This window comes from Mesorhizobium sp. M0207 (assembly GCF_040321995.1).
Classification (GTDB): domain Bacteria; phylum Pseudomonadota; class Alphaproteobacteria; order Rhizobiales; family Rhizobiaceae; genus Mesorhizobium.
The window spans coordinates 38,360-53,243 of the sequence record NZ_JAMYSQ010000006.1 but is presented as its reverse complement, the minus strand read 5'-3'; the positions used below and the strand labels follow the sequence as shown (position 1 = coordinate 53,243).

14 protein-coding genes are annotated in these 14,884 nt (G+C 67.3%); 1 reads left to right on the top strand and 13 read right to left on the bottom strand.

Going from position 1 to position 14,884, the window contains the following annotated elements; all coding sequences use genetic code 11:
- Positions 1-8: 8 nt before the first annotated feature.
- Genes NKJ15_RS11375 through cbiE form a run of 6 tightly spaced genes read right to left on the bottom strand, consistent with a single transcriptional unit; the run spans position 9 to position 5,336 of the window.
- Entirely contained in the window at positions 9-782 is a 774-nt protein-coding gene (locus NKJ15_RS11375; RefSeq protein WP_352815342.1) for an adenosylcobinamide-GDP ribazoletransferase, read from the bottom strand.
- A gap of 4 nt (positions 783-786) precedes the next feature.
- Positions 787-2,157, bottom strand: coding sequence for a cobyrinic acid a,c-diamide synthase CobB (locus NKJ15_RS11370; protein WP_352815340.1), 1,371 nt, complete (start codon positions 2,155-2,157; stop codon positions 787-789).
- Entirely contained in the window at positions 2,154-2,960 is an 807-nt protein-coding gene (gene cobA, locus NKJ15_RS11365; protein ID WP_352815339.1) for a uroporphyrinogen-III C-methyltransferase, read from the bottom strand. The genes NKJ15_RS11370 and cobA overlap by 4 nt, the downstream gene beginning before the upstream one ends.
- Positions 2,957-3,721: a precorrin-4 C(11)-methyltransferase gene (gene cobM / locus NKJ15_RS11360; protein ID WP_352539603.1), complete on the bottom strand. Its 765-nt coding sequence runs from the start codon at positions 3,719-3,721 to the stop codon at positions 2,957-2,959. The genes cobA and cobM overlap by 4 nt, the downstream gene beginning before the upstream one ends.
- Positions 3,718-4,098: a cobalamin biosynthesis protein gene (locus NKJ15_RS11355; RefSeq protein ID WP_352767859.1), complete on the bottom strand. Its 381-nt coding sequence runs from the start codon at positions 4,096-4,098 to the stop codon at positions 3,718-3,720. The genes cobM and NKJ15_RS11355 overlap by 4 nt, the downstream gene beginning before the upstream one ends.
- Positions 4,095-5,336 (bottom strand): precorrin-6y C5,15-methyltransferase (decarboxylating) subunit CbiE, encoded by a 1,242-nt coding sequence (gene cbiE, locus NKJ15_RS11350; RefSeq protein WP_352815336.1) that lies wholly within the window; start codon positions 5,334-5,336, stop codon positions 4,095-4,097. The genes NKJ15_RS11355 and cbiE overlap by 4 nt, the downstream gene beginning before the upstream one ends.
- 1 nt (position 5,337) lies before the next feature.
- Here cbiE and NKJ15_RS11345 point away from each other — a divergent pair, with 1 nt between their 5' ends.
- Complete coding sequence (locus tag NKJ15_RS11345) at positions 5,338-6,120, top strand: cobalt-precorrin-6A reductase (protein WP_352815492.1); 783 nt, start codon at positions 5,338-5,340, stop codon at positions 6,118-6,120.
- Here NKJ15_RS11345 and NKJ15_RS11340 read toward each other — a convergent pair.
- From NKJ15_RS11340 to NKJ15_RS11310, 7 genes are read right to left on the bottom strand one after another with little or no spacing between them, the layout of a single operon-like run.
- Positions 6,084-6,848, bottom strand: coding sequence for a precorrin-3B C(17)-methyltransferase (locus tag NKJ15_RS11340; RefSeq protein WP_352815334.1), 765 nt, complete (start codon positions 6,846-6,848; stop codon positions 6,084-6,086). The genes NKJ15_RS11345 and NKJ15_RS11340 overlap by 37 nt on opposite strands.
- Positions 6,845-7,603, bottom strand: coding sequence for a precorrin-2 C(20)-methyltransferase (locus NKJ15_RS11335; protein WP_352815332.1), 759 nt, complete (start codon positions 7,601-7,603; stop codon positions 6,845-6,847). Before NKJ15_RS11335 ends, NKJ15_RS11340 begins: the two co-directional genes overlap by 4 nt.
- The gene (locus NKJ15_RS11330; protein ID WP_502895661.1) at positions 7,600-8,247 is read right to left on the bottom strand and encodes a precorrin-8X methylmutase; all 648 of its coding nucleotides are present in this window, start codon (positions 8,245-8,247) and stop codon (positions 7,600-7,602) included. The genes NKJ15_RS11335 and NKJ15_RS11330 overlap by 4 nt, the downstream gene beginning before the upstream one ends.
- Positions 8,244-9,713, bottom strand: coding sequence for a precorrin-3B synthase (cobG, locus tag NKJ15_RS11325; protein ID WP_352815330.1), 1,470 nt, complete (start codon positions 9,711-9,713; stop codon positions 8,244-8,246). Before cobG ends, NKJ15_RS11330 begins: the two co-directional genes overlap by 4 nt.
- Positions 9,710-13,369: a cobaltochelatase subunit CobN gene (locus NKJ15_RS11320; RefSeq protein ID WP_352815328.1), complete on the bottom strand. Its 3,660-nt coding sequence runs from the start codon at positions 13,367-13,369 to the stop codon at positions 9,710-9,712. Before NKJ15_RS11320 ends, cobG begins: the two co-directional genes overlap by 4 nt.
- Before the next feature lie 18 nt (positions 13,370-13,387).
- A complete protein-coding gene (gene cobW / locus NKJ15_RS11315; RefSeq protein WP_352815326.1) occupies positions 13,388-14,428 on the bottom strand; it encodes a cobalamin biosynthesis protein CobW in 1,041 nt (346 codons plus the stop codon).
- Entirely contained in the window at positions 14,425-14,859 is a 435-nt protein-coding gene (locus NKJ15_RS11310) for a DUF1636 family protein (protein WP_352815324.1), read from the bottom strand. The genes cobW and NKJ15_RS11310 overlap by 4 nt, the downstream gene beginning before the upstream one ends.
- Positions 14,860-14,884 lie beyond the last annotated feature (25 nt).

Here is a 14,884-nt window from a genome sequence, read left to right as displayed (position 1 = left end):
AAACAGAGTCAGGAAAGGGAAATGGAAGCGACGAGCAGGATTGCGATCTCGCCGAGCTGCTGCAGGGCGCCGACGGTGTCGCCGGTCTGGCCGCCGATCTGGTTGAGGCAAAGCGCTCGAAACGCGGCAAACAAGAACGCAAGCAGGATGAGCGCGAACATGGCAGCACTGAACCCAAGCGCCAGCAGCGCGACGGCGCCGAGCACGGCACCGACACCCGCGGTTTCGGCGGTGACTAAGCCTGCATCAGCCGAGAGGCCGTCGGCGCGGGCCGGCGGCAGCAGGTGCATGAAGGCGCCGAGCAGGCCGCGCGAGCCCGCATGCGCGGCAATAAGGGCCCAGAAGACATGGGCCGGGCCGGCGAATCCAGAGAGCACGCTCCAGCGGATCAGCAGCGAGATGCCGAGCGCGCAGGCGCCGTAGGCACCGATGCGGCTGTCGCGCATGATCTCGAGTTTCCTGTCGCGCGTCTTGCCGCCGCCAAAGCCGTCGGCGACGTCCGAAAGCCCGTCTTCATGCAGGCAGCCGGTAGCGAGCAAGATCGCGGCAAGGGTCAATGCGGCAGCGGGAGCCGTGGCAAGGCCGAGCCTTGTGCCCACGGCGTAGACCAGCCCACCGACAACAGCAACGGCGAGGCCGGCAGCGGGTGCAGCCCAGATCGCAGCGGCAAGGCTGCGGCCACGGAAGTCGGCTTGCGGCAGCGGCAGCCGGGTAAAGAAGACGAGGCAAAGCGCGATATCATCGAGAATTTGCTGTTGCGAGGGGATCTGGAGGTTGAGCATGATTCTATTCCGAAAACCGGCTACCACTTTTCGCTAACGCGGTCCTTCGGTTCGGGATCATGCTCTCGCCCCTCGCAATGGCATGGAAGAACGTGCCGCTGACATTGCCGCGCCGGTAGCCCGAGGCGCCGAGCGGATTTCCTTGACCGTCGGCGAGGTCGGCCAGCGGCTCGTCATTGCCGGTCGCAATCATCTGCGCGTAGTGGAATTCATGGCCGCGGATCAGCGTGCCTTGGCTGCCGAGCGGACAGCCGGACCGCAGCCGCGCCTCGCGGTAGCCGAGATTCATCTTGCGCTTGGCGAAGCTGGTCGAATGGCCGAGGAGGCCAAGCATCCGATGCGTCTCGCCCGACGCGTCCTCGAGCGCTTCGCCCAACACCATGAAGCCGCCGCACTCGCCGTGCACCGACCGCGTGGTGGCGAACCGCGCCGTGCCGGCCCTGAAATTCGCCGCGGCCGCGAGGCGGCCGGCATGAAGCTCGGGATAGCCGCCGGGCAGCCAGCAGACATCGCAATCGTCGCCTGGCGCCTCATCGGTGAGCGGCGAGAACGGAACGATCTCGGCGCCGGCCTTGCGCCAATGCGCGGCAACGTGCGGATAGAGGAAGGTGAAGGCGGCGTCCTCGGCCAATGCGATGCGCTGGCCGGGCGGCGGCAGCGCGTCGTCGAAATTGCCCGGCGCGGGCGTGAATGGCGCCGCCAGCGCCATAATGGCGTCGAGGTCGAGCGACCGCTCGACCATGTCGGCCAGCCGGTCGAGATGCGCCATCAGATTCTCATATTCGCCGGCCTGGACGAGACCGAGATGGCGCTCGGGCAGGTTGAGCGAGGGATCGCGCAGGATGGCGCCGACGACAGGCAGGCCGAGTGCCTCGATGGCATCGCCGCATAGCCGGCGGTGGCGCTCGCTGCCCAGCCGGTTGAGCACGACCCCGGCCATGCGCACATCGGGGTCATAAGTAGCAAAGCCCTTAGCAACGGCCGCCGCCGTGGTCGACTGGCCGGAAACGTCGAGCACCAGCAGCACCGGCAGGCCGTAGAGTTGGGCAAGGTCGGCGGCCGAGCCGGTGCGGCCCGGAGCAGCCGGAATTCCATCGAACAGGCCCATGGCGGTTTCGAGAAAGATGAAGTCGGCGTCCTCGCTCGCTTCGCCGGCCAGCGCATTGAGCAGTGCGGGCGGCATTGCCCAGCTGTCGAGATTGACGCCGGACAAGCCGGTGGCTGCGGTGTGGAAGCCGGGATCGATATAGTCCGGGCCGGATTTGGCGCCGCGCACCTTCAGGCCGCGCCGGGCGAGGGCGCGTAGAATGCCGATGGTGACGCTGGTCTTGCCCGAGCCCGAGCGGGGCGCGCCGATGATGATGGCGCGGGTCATGGCTCACCCGCCAGTGCCGCGCGCATCCCGACGATGCCGCCGACGACGATCAGCGCCGGCGAGGTCAAGCCGGCCGCGGCCGTTTCCTCGGCAATCGTGGCGAGCGTGGCGGCGACGATCCGTTCCTGCGGTGTCGTCGCAGCGACAATCACCGCGGCGGGCGTCGAAGGCGCCAGCCCGCCCTCGAGCAGCGAGGCGGCGATCAGCGGCAGATTGGCCATGCCCATATAGATGACCACCGGCTGGCCGGTGCGGGCGATTGCCGCCCAGTCGAGATCATCATCGGTGCCGGCGGCATGGCCGGTCGCCAGGATCAGCGCCTTGTTGATGCCGCGCATGGTGCCGGGAATGCCGGTCGCGGCCAGCGCGCTGAGGCCGGACGTCAGGCCAGGCAGGATGCGGAACGGGATAGTTTCCCCGGCCAGCGCCAGCGCCTCTTCGCCGCCACGCCCGAAAATATAGGGGTCGCCGCCCTTCAGCCTGACGACGCGCCGGCCCGCGCGCGCCAGCCGGACCAGCAGAGCGGTTATGTCGTCCTGCTTCATCGACGGCTTGCCGCCGCGTTTGCCGGCATAGAACAGTTCCGCGCCCTCGGCGACGGCGACGACCGCGGGCGAGACCAGCGCGTCATAAACCAGCGCGTCGCACTGTCCGAGGGCGGCCAGCACTTCCAGCGTCAGGCAGCCGGGATCGCCAGGGCCGGCACCGGCTAGCCAGACGTGACCGGGCTCCAGCTGGCGCGGCTTGAAGTTCAGCCGGGTGAGCGCCTGCTCGACCGTAGTGTTTCTATTGCTGCCGCTCACAATCCGTCCCGTCCGCGAAAGCGCCGCTGGTAATGCGCGTCATACAGTGAACTTTCGCCAAAGCCTTCGGCCGCCAGCGAGCGGCCGACGAAGATGATTGCCGTGCGTTCCATCGGATCGGCGGCCAATTGCGCCTCGATGGTGGCCAGCGTGCCGGTCAGCACGCGCTCGTCCGGCCAGGAGGCACGGAAGACGACCGCGACCGGGCAGTCGGCGCCGCAATGCGGCGTCAGCTCGGCGACGACGCGGTCGATAGCGTGGATGGCAAGGTGGATGGCCAGCGTGGCGCCGGTGCGGCCGAAGCCGGCCAGCGTTTCGCCGGGCGGCATTTTCGAGGCGCGGCCGGAGATTCGGGTCAACACCAGGCTTTGCGCGACTTCTGGAATGGTCAGCTCGCGGCGCAGCGCTGCCGCCGCAGCGGCGAATGACGGCACGCCCGGCGTCAGCGTGTAGGGAATGCCGTGCTTTTCCAACCGGCGGATCTGCTCGGCAACGGCGCTCCACACCGAAAGATCGCCGGAATGCAGGCGGGCGACATCATTGCCGGCCGCGTGGGCGGCCAGATATTCGGCCTCGATCTCATCGAGCGACATCGGCGCGGTGTCGATCAACCTCGTTCCGGGCGCGCAGTGCTGTAACAGCTCCGGCGCGACGATCGATCCGGCATAGAGGCAGACGGGACAACTGCCGAGCAGTCGGCTGCCGCGCAAGGTGATGAGGTCGGCAGCACCGGGGCCGGCACCGATGAAGTGAACGGTCATGCCGCATCTCCGCTGATGGCGATGGCGCAAGTGACGGCACCGAGCACGGTGCGCGGCCCGAGCAGTTTTGCGCCTTTGCCGGCGGCGGCAAGCGCCGAGGCTTCGGAAACCGACGGCGTGCCGGCATGCTCCTGCGATAGGTCGGAACGGCTGGTCGTAGATGCGGCTTTGAGTTCATCCTGCTCGACGACGATCACCGGAAGGCGGAGTTCGCGTCCGGCGGCGAAGATTGCCGCTTCATCCTGCTTGAGAGACGTGGTCGCGAGGGCTGAAAGCGCGGGCAGGGCAAGCCCGTGCGCTTCCAGAGCGGTTTCTACCGCGGCAAGCACGTCGCGCGCGCTGACGCCTTTGCGGCTGCCGATGCCCGCGACCATCATGGCTTCACCCAGCTCCATTGGGTAACCGGCATGGCCGGCCGCCACGCCTGCATCGAACCGACCGGCGAAGCACGGGATACAGCGATGCGGGTGAGCTGGCCGCCGTGCGCGGCGTGACGGGAAAGCAGCAGCGCCTCCATCTCCAGGGTCACCGCATTGGCGACGAGCCGGCCGCCGGCAGGCAAGGCATCGACGGCTCCCTCCAGCACGCCGGCATCGCTGCCGCCGCCGCCGACGAAGATCGCCGCGGGCGTCTCCAGCCCGGCAAGCGCTTGCGGTGCCGAACCTTCGACGACGGTGAGACCGGCAACGCCGCAGGCCGCGGCGTTGCGTCGGATGCGGGTGGCACGGGCCGGATCGGCCTCAACGGCGATGGCGCGCATGGAGGGATGCGCCAGCATCCATTCGATGCCGATGGAGCCCGATCCGGCGCCGATGTCCCACAGCAGTTCGCCGCGTCTTGGCGCGAGAGCGGACAGGGTGACGGCGCGCACTTCGCGCTTGGTGATCTGGCCGTCATGCTCGAACAAATGATCGGCAAGTCCCGGTGTCAGCGGCAGGATGCGTGCTTGCGAAGTCGATTCAACTTCGATTGCGAGCACGTTGAGCGGGTTGATCTTTTCGAGGTCGAAAGTGCCGGCGCTCGCCGAGCGCAGCCTTTCGTTCGGCCCACCCAGCGCCTCCAGCACCGTCAACCGCGAAACGCCGAAGCCAAGTTCGGTCATGAGACGGGCAATCGCTCCCGGTGCATCGCTGTCCGAGGTCAGCGCGAGAATGCGGGTGCAAGGATGCAGCAACGGCCGGATCAGGTCGAGCGAGCGGCCATGCAGCGAAATGGTCTCGACGTCCTGCAGCGCCCAGCCCAGGCGTGAGGCGGCCAGCGAAAAGGCCGAGGGCGCGGGGATCACCCGCATACCCTCTGCCGCGACCTTGCGGGCGAGGGTGACGCCGACACCGTGGTAGAGGGGATCGCCGGAGGCCAGCACGCAGACGCGTCTGCCGGAGAGCGCCAGCACGCCGCGCATCTCGGCATCGAAAGGTGTCGGCCAGGCGCGCGCTTCACCTTTGGCGAGCGACGCGACGAGGGCAAGGTGGCGCTTGCCGCCGAAGACGAATTCGGCCTCCGCGATCAACCGCTTGGCCTCGTCGCCGAGACCCGCTACACCGTCCTCGCCGATGCCGATGATCGTGAGCCACTTTGAGGTGAGCTTGGCGCCGCGCGGAGCTTCAGCAGGCATGATGACCCACCGCATTCTGATCCTCGGCGGAACCACGGAAGCCCGGCAAATGGCCGGAAAGCTGGCCGCGCGCGCGGATATTTCGGTCATGCTGTCGCTCGCCGGCCGCACCGAAAACCCGGCCGCGCAGGGGGTGCCGGTGCGGGTCGGCGGCTTCGGCGGTGCCGGCGGGCTGGCGGCGTATCTCCGCCAGAACAAGATCGACCTGCTGATCGACGCCACGCATCCCTATGCGGCGCGAATCTCCGCCAATGCGGCGGAAGCAGCGCGCATGACCGGCGTGCCTATCGTTGCGCTCAGGCGTCCCGGATGGGAGGCGGTCGAAGGTGATCGCTGGATGTTGGTCGACACCGTTGCCAGCGCGGTGACGGCTCTGGGATCGGTGCCGCGCCGCGTGTTCCTGGCGCTCGGGCGACAGGAGGTCGCTGCCTTCAAGGCCGCTCCCCAGCATCATTATCTCATCCGCAGTGTCGACCCGGTCGAGCCCAGGCTCGCTGTGCCCGACGCGACCTATCTCTTGGCGCGCGGGCCGTTTCGGGAAGTCGACGAACATGCACTGCTTCTGCAACACCACATCGAAGTCGTTGTTTCCAAAAACAGCGGCGGCGAGGCGACCTACGGCAAGATCGCGGCGGCGCGAGCGCTGGGAATCGAGGTGGTGATGATCCGCAGGCCGGCGCTGCCGGACGTCACGTCGGCTGAGACCGTCGAATCTCTTGCCGCGATGGTCGATCATTTTCTGGTCGGTCATGTTCTTGGGCCCGCTGCCGAACGCGGCGTGTAGACCAGCGCGGCCTTGTCACCCCGCTTGATGATTCTGGTTTCCGGCGAGCCGATGATGATGCAGGTCGACATGTCGGCCTTCGCGGCATCGGCGTCGGCCAGCAGAAAAACCTCGATGCGCTCGTCGGGACGGCCGGCGGCACGGCCGAAGATCACCGGCGTGGTGCCGGGCAGGATCGCAGCAAGGCATTCGAAGGCGCGGCCTAGCTGCCATGGGCGCGCCTTGCTGATCGGGTTGTAGAGCGCGATTACGAAGCCGGCGCCGGCTGCCGCCAGCAGGCGTAGCTCGATCAGGTCCCACGGCTTCAGATTGTCGGACAGCGAGATAGCGCAGAAATCATGGCCGAGCGGCGCGCCGATGCGGGCGGCGACGGCGAGCATGGCGGTGATACCGGGCACGATGGCGATGTCGACCGCGCGCCATTCGGGTGGGCCCGCCTCTATCGCCTCGCAGACGGCCGCGGCCATGGCGAAGACGCCGGGATCGCCGCCCGACACGACGGCGACATCGTGGCCTTCCACAGCCTTCAGCAGCGCGTCCCTGGAGCGCGCGAGTTCCTCGCGATTGTCGGAAGCGACGCGAATCTGGTCGGGGCGCAGATCGAGCCGGTCGAGATAGGGTTTATAGCCGTAGAAGAATTTTGCCTCGGCAACGGCGCGGGTTGCCTCCGGCGTCACCTGGTCGGCGTTGCCGGGCCCGAGGCCGATGACAGTGAGGCGGCCGCTCATGCTTCGGCTTTCAATGCGCTTGGCCGGCCCGACCAGCCGGCCACCAGCACGATGGCGAAATAAGGCGCCTGGTCGTCCTTTTTATCGGCCAGCCGCATCGAGACGCCGCCCGGCATGGTGCCGCGCTCGACATAGATGGCCCGCGCCAGCTTGTCGGTTGCCTCCAGCGCGCGCCTGATCTTGGGCAGGTTGCGGCCGACCTTCATGATCACCGCAGCGTCGGTATCGGCGAGGCGACGCGTCAGCTCGAATTCGCTCATGGTGCCCGGCAGCACCGTCAGCACGTCGTCACCCTGGACGATAGGCAGGCCGGTCGCCGACCAGCAGCCGGACATGGCGGTGACGCCGGGAATGACTTCGCTCGGAAAGCGGTGCGCCAGCCGGACATGAAGATGCATGTAGGAGCCGTAGAAAAGCGGGTCGCCTTCCGAAAGCACAGCGACCATCCTGCCGGCGCTGAGGTGCGCGGCGACCTTTTCGGCCGATTGCTCGTAGAAATCGGTTATCTGCGAGCGGTAATCGCTGTGGTCCTTGTCGATCTCGGTCGTCACCGGGTAGAGCAGCGGCAGTTCGATCAGATCAGGGCGAAAATGCGCGCCGACAATGGCGCGCGCATTGCTGTTGTTGCCGCGCTTAGCGAAATGCGCGACGACATCGGCCTCGGCCAGCGCGCGCATTGCCTTCAGCGTCAAGAGTTCCGGGTCGCCGGGTCCGGTGCCGACGCCGACAAGCCTGCCTTTTGCAATCGCATTCATAGGCCCGGCCTCGCCAATGCATTGAGGGCGGCGGCGGTCATGGCGCTGCCGCCCAGCCGGCCGCGCACGATGGCGTAAGGCACGCCATAGGAATTTTCGGCCAGCGCATCCTTCGATTCAGCGGCGCCGACAAACCCGACCGGCATGCCGATGATCGCCGCCGGCTTCGGCGCGCCGTCGCGCAGCTTTTCCAGCAGATAGAAAAGGGCTGTCGGCGCATTGCCGATGGCGACGACCGAACCGGCCATGCGCTCGCCCCACAGGTCGATCGCGGCGGCCGAGCGGGTGTTGCCGATCTTTCTCGCGATGTCGGCTGTCCGTGGATCGCGCAGCGTACAGATCACCTCGTTGCCGGCCGGAAGCCGGGCGCGCGTGACGCCATGCGAGACCATCTGCGCGTCGCAGAAGATCGGCGCGCCGGCCCCCAACGCCGTGCGCGCGGCGGCGACGAAATCGCTCGAGAAAACGAAGTGTCGCGCAGCGTCGACCTGGCCGCAGGCGTGGATCATGCGGATAGCGATTTCGGCCTCGGCTTCGGAAAAGCGCGACAGGTCGGCCTCGGCGCGGATAATGGCGAAGGAGCGCTCGTAGATCGCCGTGCCGTCATGGATGTAGTCGTAGGCGTTCTGGGCGGGCATGCTCATTCCTGTCGATAGATTTCGGTGATGCCGGCCGCGCCGAGCCTCGCCAGGCAGGCGGCAGCGGTTTCGCCGGAATGTCGTGCGCTGCGGATCGCAGCTGCAATGCGGCCGATGCCGTGCGCGGCGTCGTAGCCCGGCCTGTATCCGGCGGGCAATGCCTTTGCCGTCCCGTCCACGACAAGTCCGGCTCCGTTTTCGCCACCGACCAGGGTCAGCGCCGCCGGACCGGGATGGGCACAGCCCTTGGCGCAGCCTGAGATGTGCAGCGTTAAGGAGGAATCGAGGATGTCGCGGTTTTCTGTAGCGATGATCTCGGCGATGTCGCGTGTCGCGATCCGGCCGGAGGCGCAGGCGGGTGCGCCGGGGCAGGTGGCGATCCTGGTGCGCGGATCGGCTGCGTCGGTGACAAAGCCGAGGGTAGCGGCGGTTTTCTGGAGGGAAAGACATGCGGCTGGGGAGAGGCCAAGCAAAAGCAGCGCGCGACCCGGCGCCAGGCGGATTTCGGTAGTGCCGAGGGTGAGGGCGTGTTCGGTGAGATCGATAAGCTTTTGCGCTGGTATGCTGCCGAACGGCAGGCCGATGCCGAGGGAGGTACTGCCGGCTGCCAGATCGAAAATTCCGATGGGCCGGCGATCCTTCGCGCCCCCCTCTGTCCTGCCGGACATCTCCCCCTCTAGGGGGGAGATTGCGCCTTCGTCGCCGCTTTCGCCAATCGCCGAAGGTGCTGGGGGGAAGCCGCCGGCGAAGCTGCAGATCTCCCCCCTAGAGGGGGAGATGTCCGGCAGGACAGAGGGGGGCGCGACGGATCGCCAACTTGCGAGAGATCTCAGCTGCCTCGCCGTCAAATCCCGTGCATGAGCATCGCGGCCCTTTTCGGCAACCATCCTGAGAATGGCGACGGCGATGTCACAAGCCGCATCTTCCTCGGACATCGCCAGCGGCGTGGCCCCCTGCGCATCTCCGGCGAGCGATACCCGCCACTTAATTCCGTCGGCGGCCCGCACCGCGACCAGCCAGACATCGGCCGTAACCGCATCCATTGTCAGCTGCCCGCCGCCGTCAACAATCACCGACACCTTCGGGCCAAGACGTTGCGTAACACCGGCGTCCTCAATTGCCGCCCGAATCCGCTCCGCCATCGGGCGCGGGTCGGCTATCTCCTCCTGGTCGAGCCCGGCCAGCGGGCCGGTCTCGACCGGCACGCCGGTGCGCACAGCGATGCCGAGCGCATCGACCTCCATCGCCAGCAGCCGCGCGCTTGCCGGCGTCAGGCCGCGGATCTGCAGGCTGCCGCGGGCGGTCACTTCCATGATGCCGTTGCCATGGCGTAAGGCGAATTCGCAGAGTCCGATCAACGACTTCGGCAACAGTCCTCCAGCGACCGGATTGAGCCGCACCAGCAGCCCGTCGCCGGTCTGCATCGGCGCCGACAAAGCGGGGCAGGCGCCACGGCGCGAGAAAGCGTTCATGCCGCCACTCCCAGCGCTTGCGCTTCGGCAATCAGTGCGGCGAGATCGTCATCGATCGAATTGCGCAGCGGATGCCAGAGCCCGCGCCGCCGTGCCGACAGCAAACGCTCGGCGATCACCTTCGCCGCCGCCGGGTTCTCGCGCAGGATGAAGGCGCGCACCACGGGGTCGCCAAGATAGGCGTCGTGCACCGCCTCGATCAGCGTGCCCGATATGGCATGGGTAGTCTCGGCAAAGCCGACCAGCCGGTCGACCGTCTCGGCGAATTCCGAGGCGCCGCGCGGCCCGTGCCGCAGCTGGCCGGCGATGAAGCGCGGGTTGACCGCGCGGGCGCGAACTACCCGGGATACGGCCTCACTGATCGAGCGCGGCTTGGGCTTTTGCGGGTCCGTGGTGTCGAGCACGATCACGTCGGCGTTCTTGCCGAGCGCGGCAAGCGCTGCCGAAAAGCCGCCGATGAAGGCGACGTCGGCCGAGCCTTCGAGGATGTCGCGGCCGGGGTCGTCGCCGGTATGAACCAGAAGGTCGGCCTCGGCGAGGCGATCCTCGAACGCGCCGGGCGCCGAACTGCCTTTGCCCTCGGAGCCGCCATAGGCGTGCGAGGTGGCGGCGAGATAGGTGCGGCCGATCTCTTCGCGCGCGGCCCAGTCGCCGCTCGACAACAAGTCCTCGACGCCCGCGCCGTAAGTGCCCGGCGAGGTGCCGAAAATGCGCGGGCTGATCTTGCCGTCGATGCGGGTCCTAGCGGCGAGCGGGTTTTCCGAATCGTCCTCGTCGCGGGTCGCCACCGCGTTGACCGCGGCGTCGATCAGCGCGATCTGGGTCGGGAACATGTCGCGGAACAGGCCCGATATGCGCCAGGTGACATCGATGCGCGGACGGCCGAGTGTTGCCGGCGGCAGCACATCTATGCCGGTGATGCGGCCGGTGGCGGAATCCCATTGCGGCCGGCAGCCCATCAGCGCCAGGCCTTGCGCGATCTCCTCACCGCCGGTGCGCAGCGAGGCCGAGCCCCAGAGGTCGATGACCAGCGAGCGCGGCCAGTCGCCATGCGATTGCATGTAGCTGCGGACGACTTCCTCCGCTGCCACCTTGCCCAGATCATAGGCGGTCGGCGTCGGCATGGTGCGCGGGTCGGCGGTAAACAAATTGCGGCCGGTGGGCAGCACATCGCTCCGGCCACGCGCCGGCGCACCGGCCGGACCGGCAGCGACGTGGCGGCCGTCGAGGGCGGCAAGCAGCGCGGTTTTTTCAGCTGCCGCGCTTTGCCGCCGCAACGGATCAGCCTCGCCTTCCGGCGAGCGGCCGTAAATGTGCAGGCCGTCCTTGATGGCGAAATCCTTGAGATCGCAGAGCCAGGCGTCGATGCGGCGCAAAGCCTCGTCGGCTGCGTCGGTCCTGGCGACGCCTGCCTCTGAGGCGAGGCCGGTCTTTTCCGCCGTCTCGACGATCAGCTTCGCCAGGCGGTCGCGGCGGCGGCGGTCGAGCCCGTCGGCCTGGGCATATTCGTCAACCAGTCGTTCAAGCCTGTGCTGGTTTTCGTCCAGCCCGGCGCCGGTCAGCGGCGGCGGCAGATGGCCGAGCGTGACGGCGGCAATGCGCCGCTTGGCCTGCGCTGCCTCTCCCGGGTTGGAGACGATGAAGGGATAGATGACGGGCAGGGGACCGGTGACTATCTCGGGAAAGCAGTTTTCGCTGAGCGCCACGGTCTTGCCGGGCAGCCACTCCAGCGTGCCATGGGCGCCGACATGGACAATTGCATGGATGCCGAGCGACTTGCGCAGCCAGAGCCCAAAGGCGACCAGCGCATGGCGCGGCGGCAGCGTCGGGTCGTGATAGTCGGCGCGGCGGTCGGCTGAGCGCCCGCGGTCAGGGGCGAGTGCCACGGTGACGTTGCCGAAGGTGGCTGTGCGGAAGGCGAATTGTTTTTCGCTGACCAGCAGCGAAGGTTGGCGTTCTGTCGCGCCCCCCTCTGTCCTGCCGGACATCTCCCCCGCAAGGGGGGAGATTGCGCTGTTGTCTCTACTTTCGCCAATTACCGAGGGCCTTAAGGGAGAGCCGGTGGCGGAACTGCTAATCTCCCCCCTTGAGGGGGAGATGTCCGGCAGGACAGAGGGGGGTGCCTCGCACAAACCTGTCTCATCTTCTGGATTTCCCCATGCGGCTTCCACCGCAGCGATGGCCGACGGCGGCAATTCCGTCGAGAAGGTCAAATATTCCTTCAATGCCAGCCCATGGCCGCCCTTTTCCAGCGTCTCCAGCAACTCGCGCGGCGTTTGTGGAATGCTTTCAACGGCGTAGCCCTGTTCGCTGAGGTCGCGCAGCATTGCCAGCACGCTGGACGGCACGTCGAGACCAACCGCGTAGCCGGTGCGACCGGGGGCGCTCGGATAGTCGGGGATCAGGATGGCGAGCTTGCGCTCCGCACGCGGCGTCCGCTGCAGGCGCACGAAGGCCTCGACACGGTTCGCCACTTGCGCCACGCGGTCGGGCTCAGGCCGGTTGGCGAAGGCGCGGAAGGCCAGCGCCGGGTCGGTTTCGCTTTCGCCCTTGAATGAAATGGCGCCGGCCAGGATGCGGCCGTCGAGCTCGGGCAGGACGACATGCATGGCAAGGTCGGCGGGCGCCAGGCCGCGCTGATTGGTTTGCCAGATGTCGCGGCGGGTGGTTGCGACGATGACCTGGAACACGGGCACGCCGGCGCGGTCGAACAGGGTTTCAACGCCGGGCTCGGCACCCGAGGCGAAAGCTGTGGCGGTGATGATGGCGGCAGGCTTCAGGGTTGCGAGCGCGGTTGCGACAAAGGCGAGCGACGCCGGGTCCTTGAGGCTGGAGACGAACATAGGCACGGGAGCCATGCCGCGGTGGCGCAGGGCTTCGAAAAGCGCGTCGATGGGCGCGACATCGGCCGCGAGCAGCATCGAACGGTAGAAGAGAATTGGCACGACGTCCCCCTCACCCTCGAGGGGACCCGCAGGGCCGGGTGGGGTCGTCACGGCAGTGCGCGACGTTTCGTGCAGGCGCGCTTCGGAGAGGACCCCACCCCCGGCCTGCGGCCGGACCCTCCCCTCGAGGGGGAGGGGGACACCGCGTTCTACGACCCCCAGTCCCGGCTCGTAAAATCCCGCCTTTGGCACGCTAACAGGTTCGGCTACCGCCGCACCCGATCCAGCGAGACTTGCCAGCCTCTGCACCAGCGCCGTCATATTTGCCGGCCCGCCCTCGCGGAAGTAGCCAAGCAGGGCGTCCAACTCCTCGCGCGGCAGCGTCGAGCCTTCAATCAGTCGCAAATCCTCGTCGTGGCTCTCGCCCGGTAGGAGCGCCAGCTTGATACCGCGATTTCGCGCGATAGCGGCGAGCTGGTCGCAGCCATAGCGCCACCAGTCATAGCCGCCGAGGATGCGGACCAGAATGACCTTGGCGTGGCGGGCGACGCTGTCGATCCACAGGTCGACGGACATCGGATGGCGCAGGTCGCGCAAGGCGGCGAGCCGCATCGACGGCAGGCGGTGCGCATCTGCCTTCCACGCCGCCGCCAGCCCGGCCAGGTCGCTGTCGGTGAAGGACAGCGCCACGACATCCGCAGGCGTTTGCCTGAGATCGACAGGCTCGGCGAGATCGTCGAGCGAGGCGGATGTGGTGGTGAGGATGTGCATCGCGGCTCGTACCTGGGGTCAGCCGGCGAGGATACGCTCGATGGCCGGGCGGTTCAGCCCTTTCAGGCCGATGACGACGAGGCGCGAGCGGCGGTCGTCTTCAGCGGTCCAGGCGCGGTCGTAATAGTGGTTGACGCGCGGACCGACGGCCTGCAGCAGGAGCCGCATCGGCTTGTCGCCGACTTCGACGAAACCCTTGACGCGCAACACGTTTTCTTCCTCCGCCGCCGTGGCGACGCGTTGTGCGAGCTCGTCCGGGTTGGACACAGATGCGATGTCGATGACGAACGAGTCAAAATCGTCATGTTCGTGGTCGAGCTCGTCGTCGTGGTGGGTCTTGCGGTTCTCGATGTCGTCCTCGACGGCGAGGCCGAGGCCGAGCAGCACCGACGGGTCGACCTTGCCTTGCGAAGTCGGTACGATCTTCACCGCCCGCGCAACGTGCTTGCCGATGACGGCATTGGCACGGGCCGAGCCGGCTGCGTCCATCAGGTCGCTCTTCGACAGGATGATCAGGTCGGCGCAGGCGAGCTGGTCCTCGAACACTTCCTCGACCGGATCGTCATGGTCGAGCGTCTCGTCCTGCGCGCGCTGGGCCTGCAGGGCGTCCATGTCGTTGGCTACGCGGCCATCAGCCAGCGCCGGTCCGTCGACCACGGCAATGACGCCGTCCACCGTCACGCGGCTTTTCACCGACGGCCACTGGAAGGCCTGGACCAGCGGCTTGGGCAAAGCGAGGCCGGATGTCTCGATCAGGATGTGGTCGACCCTCGGCGTCAGCGACAGGATCTGGTCCAGCGCCGGGACGAAATCGTCGGCGACGGTGCAGCAGATGCAACCATTGGCCAGCTCGACGATGTTTTCCTCGGGGCAGGTGTCGATGCCGCAGCCCTTCAGGATCTCGCCGTCGATGCCGATGTCGCCGAACTCGTTGACGATGATGGCCAGGCGCTTGCCTTTGGCGTTTTCGAGCAAATGGCGGATCAACGTCGTCTTGCCGGCGCCGAGAAAGCCGGTGACCACGGTGCAGGGAACGCGCGAAAGGGAGGCAGCGGTCATGTCAGGTCCTTCAAAAGGTCAAGGGGAGGGATGCGGGCAACCAGGCCGCGCTTCAGGCAATCGGGACGGCCGCGCCATGGAATGAGCCCATCCGTCGAGGTGGCGAACAGCTTTGCCCCGGTGACGAGATCGGCGCCGCTGGTCGTGATCAGATCACCGAAGACGTAGCTCCAGCAGCCGTCGCGCAGCATGGCCGCGCTGAGCCGGCGCTTGCAATTGCCGAGGCATTCGACGGTGCGGATTTTGATGTTGTCGCTGGAAGCAGCGCGGCGCGTGTCCTCTGCGAGCAGTTCGCCGGCGCGTGGATGAGCGTCCGAACCGGTCTCGTCACGGCAGGACGAGCAGACGATGACGGTAACGCCGGCCGGGGAATCACCATGGCCGGACAATAAATCCGCTGTCTCAGCCGGAAAACTGCTGTCGCGTTCCAAATCAGGCTCCTTGCCCGGAAAACCC

Bases quoted from the DNA above. Each gene is read 5' to 3' on its own strand.
- cobW (WP_352815326.1), bottom strand. From the start codon at position 14,428: ATGACCGCTGCCTCCCTTTCGCGCGTTCCCTGCACCGTGGTCACCGGC.
- cobM (WP_352539603.1), bottom strand. From the start codon at position 3,721: ATGACCGTTCACTTCATCGGTGCCGGCCCCGGTGCTGCCGACCTCATC.
- NKJ15_RS11330 (WP_502895661.1), bottom strand. From the start codon at position 8,247: ATGAGCATGCCCGCCCAGAACGCCTACGACTACATCCATGACGGCACG.
- NKJ15_RS11370 (WP_352815340.1), bottom strand. From the start codon at position 2,157: ATGACCCGCGCCATCATCATCGGCGCGCCCCGCTCGGGCTCGGGCAAG.
- NKJ15_RS11355 (WP_352767859.1), bottom strand. From the start codon at position 4,098: ATGATGGTCGCGGGCATCGGCAGCCGCAAAGGCGTCAGCGCGCGCGAC.
- cobG (WP_352815330.1), bottom strand. From the start codon at position 9,713: ATGAACGCTTTCTCGCGCCGTGGCGCCTGCCCCGCTTTGTCGGCGCCG.
- NKJ15_RS11340 (WP_352815334.1), bottom strand. From the start codon at position 6,848: ATGAGCGGCCGCCTCACTGTCATCGGCCTCGGGCCCGGCAACGCCGAC.
- NKJ15_RS11345 (WP_352815492.1), top strand. From the start codon at position 5,338: ATGACCCACCGCATTCTGATCCTCGGCGGAACCACGGAAGCCCGGCAA.
- cbiE (WP_352815336.1), bottom strand. From the start codon at position 5,336: ATGCCTGCTGAAGCTCCGCGCGGCGCCAAGCTCACCTCAAAGTGGCTC.
- NKJ15_RS11375 (WP_352815342.1), bottom strand. From the start codon at position 782: ATGCTCAACCTCCAGATCCCCTCGCAACAGCAAATTCTCGATGATATC.
- NKJ15_RS11320 (WP_352815328.1), bottom strand. From the start codon at position 13,369: ATGCACATCCTCACCACCACATCCGCCTCGCTCGACGATCTCGCCGAG.
- NKJ15_RS11335 (WP_352815332.1), bottom strand. From the start codon at position 7,603: ATGAATGCGATTGCAAAAGGCAGGCTTGTCGGCGTCGGCACCGGACCC.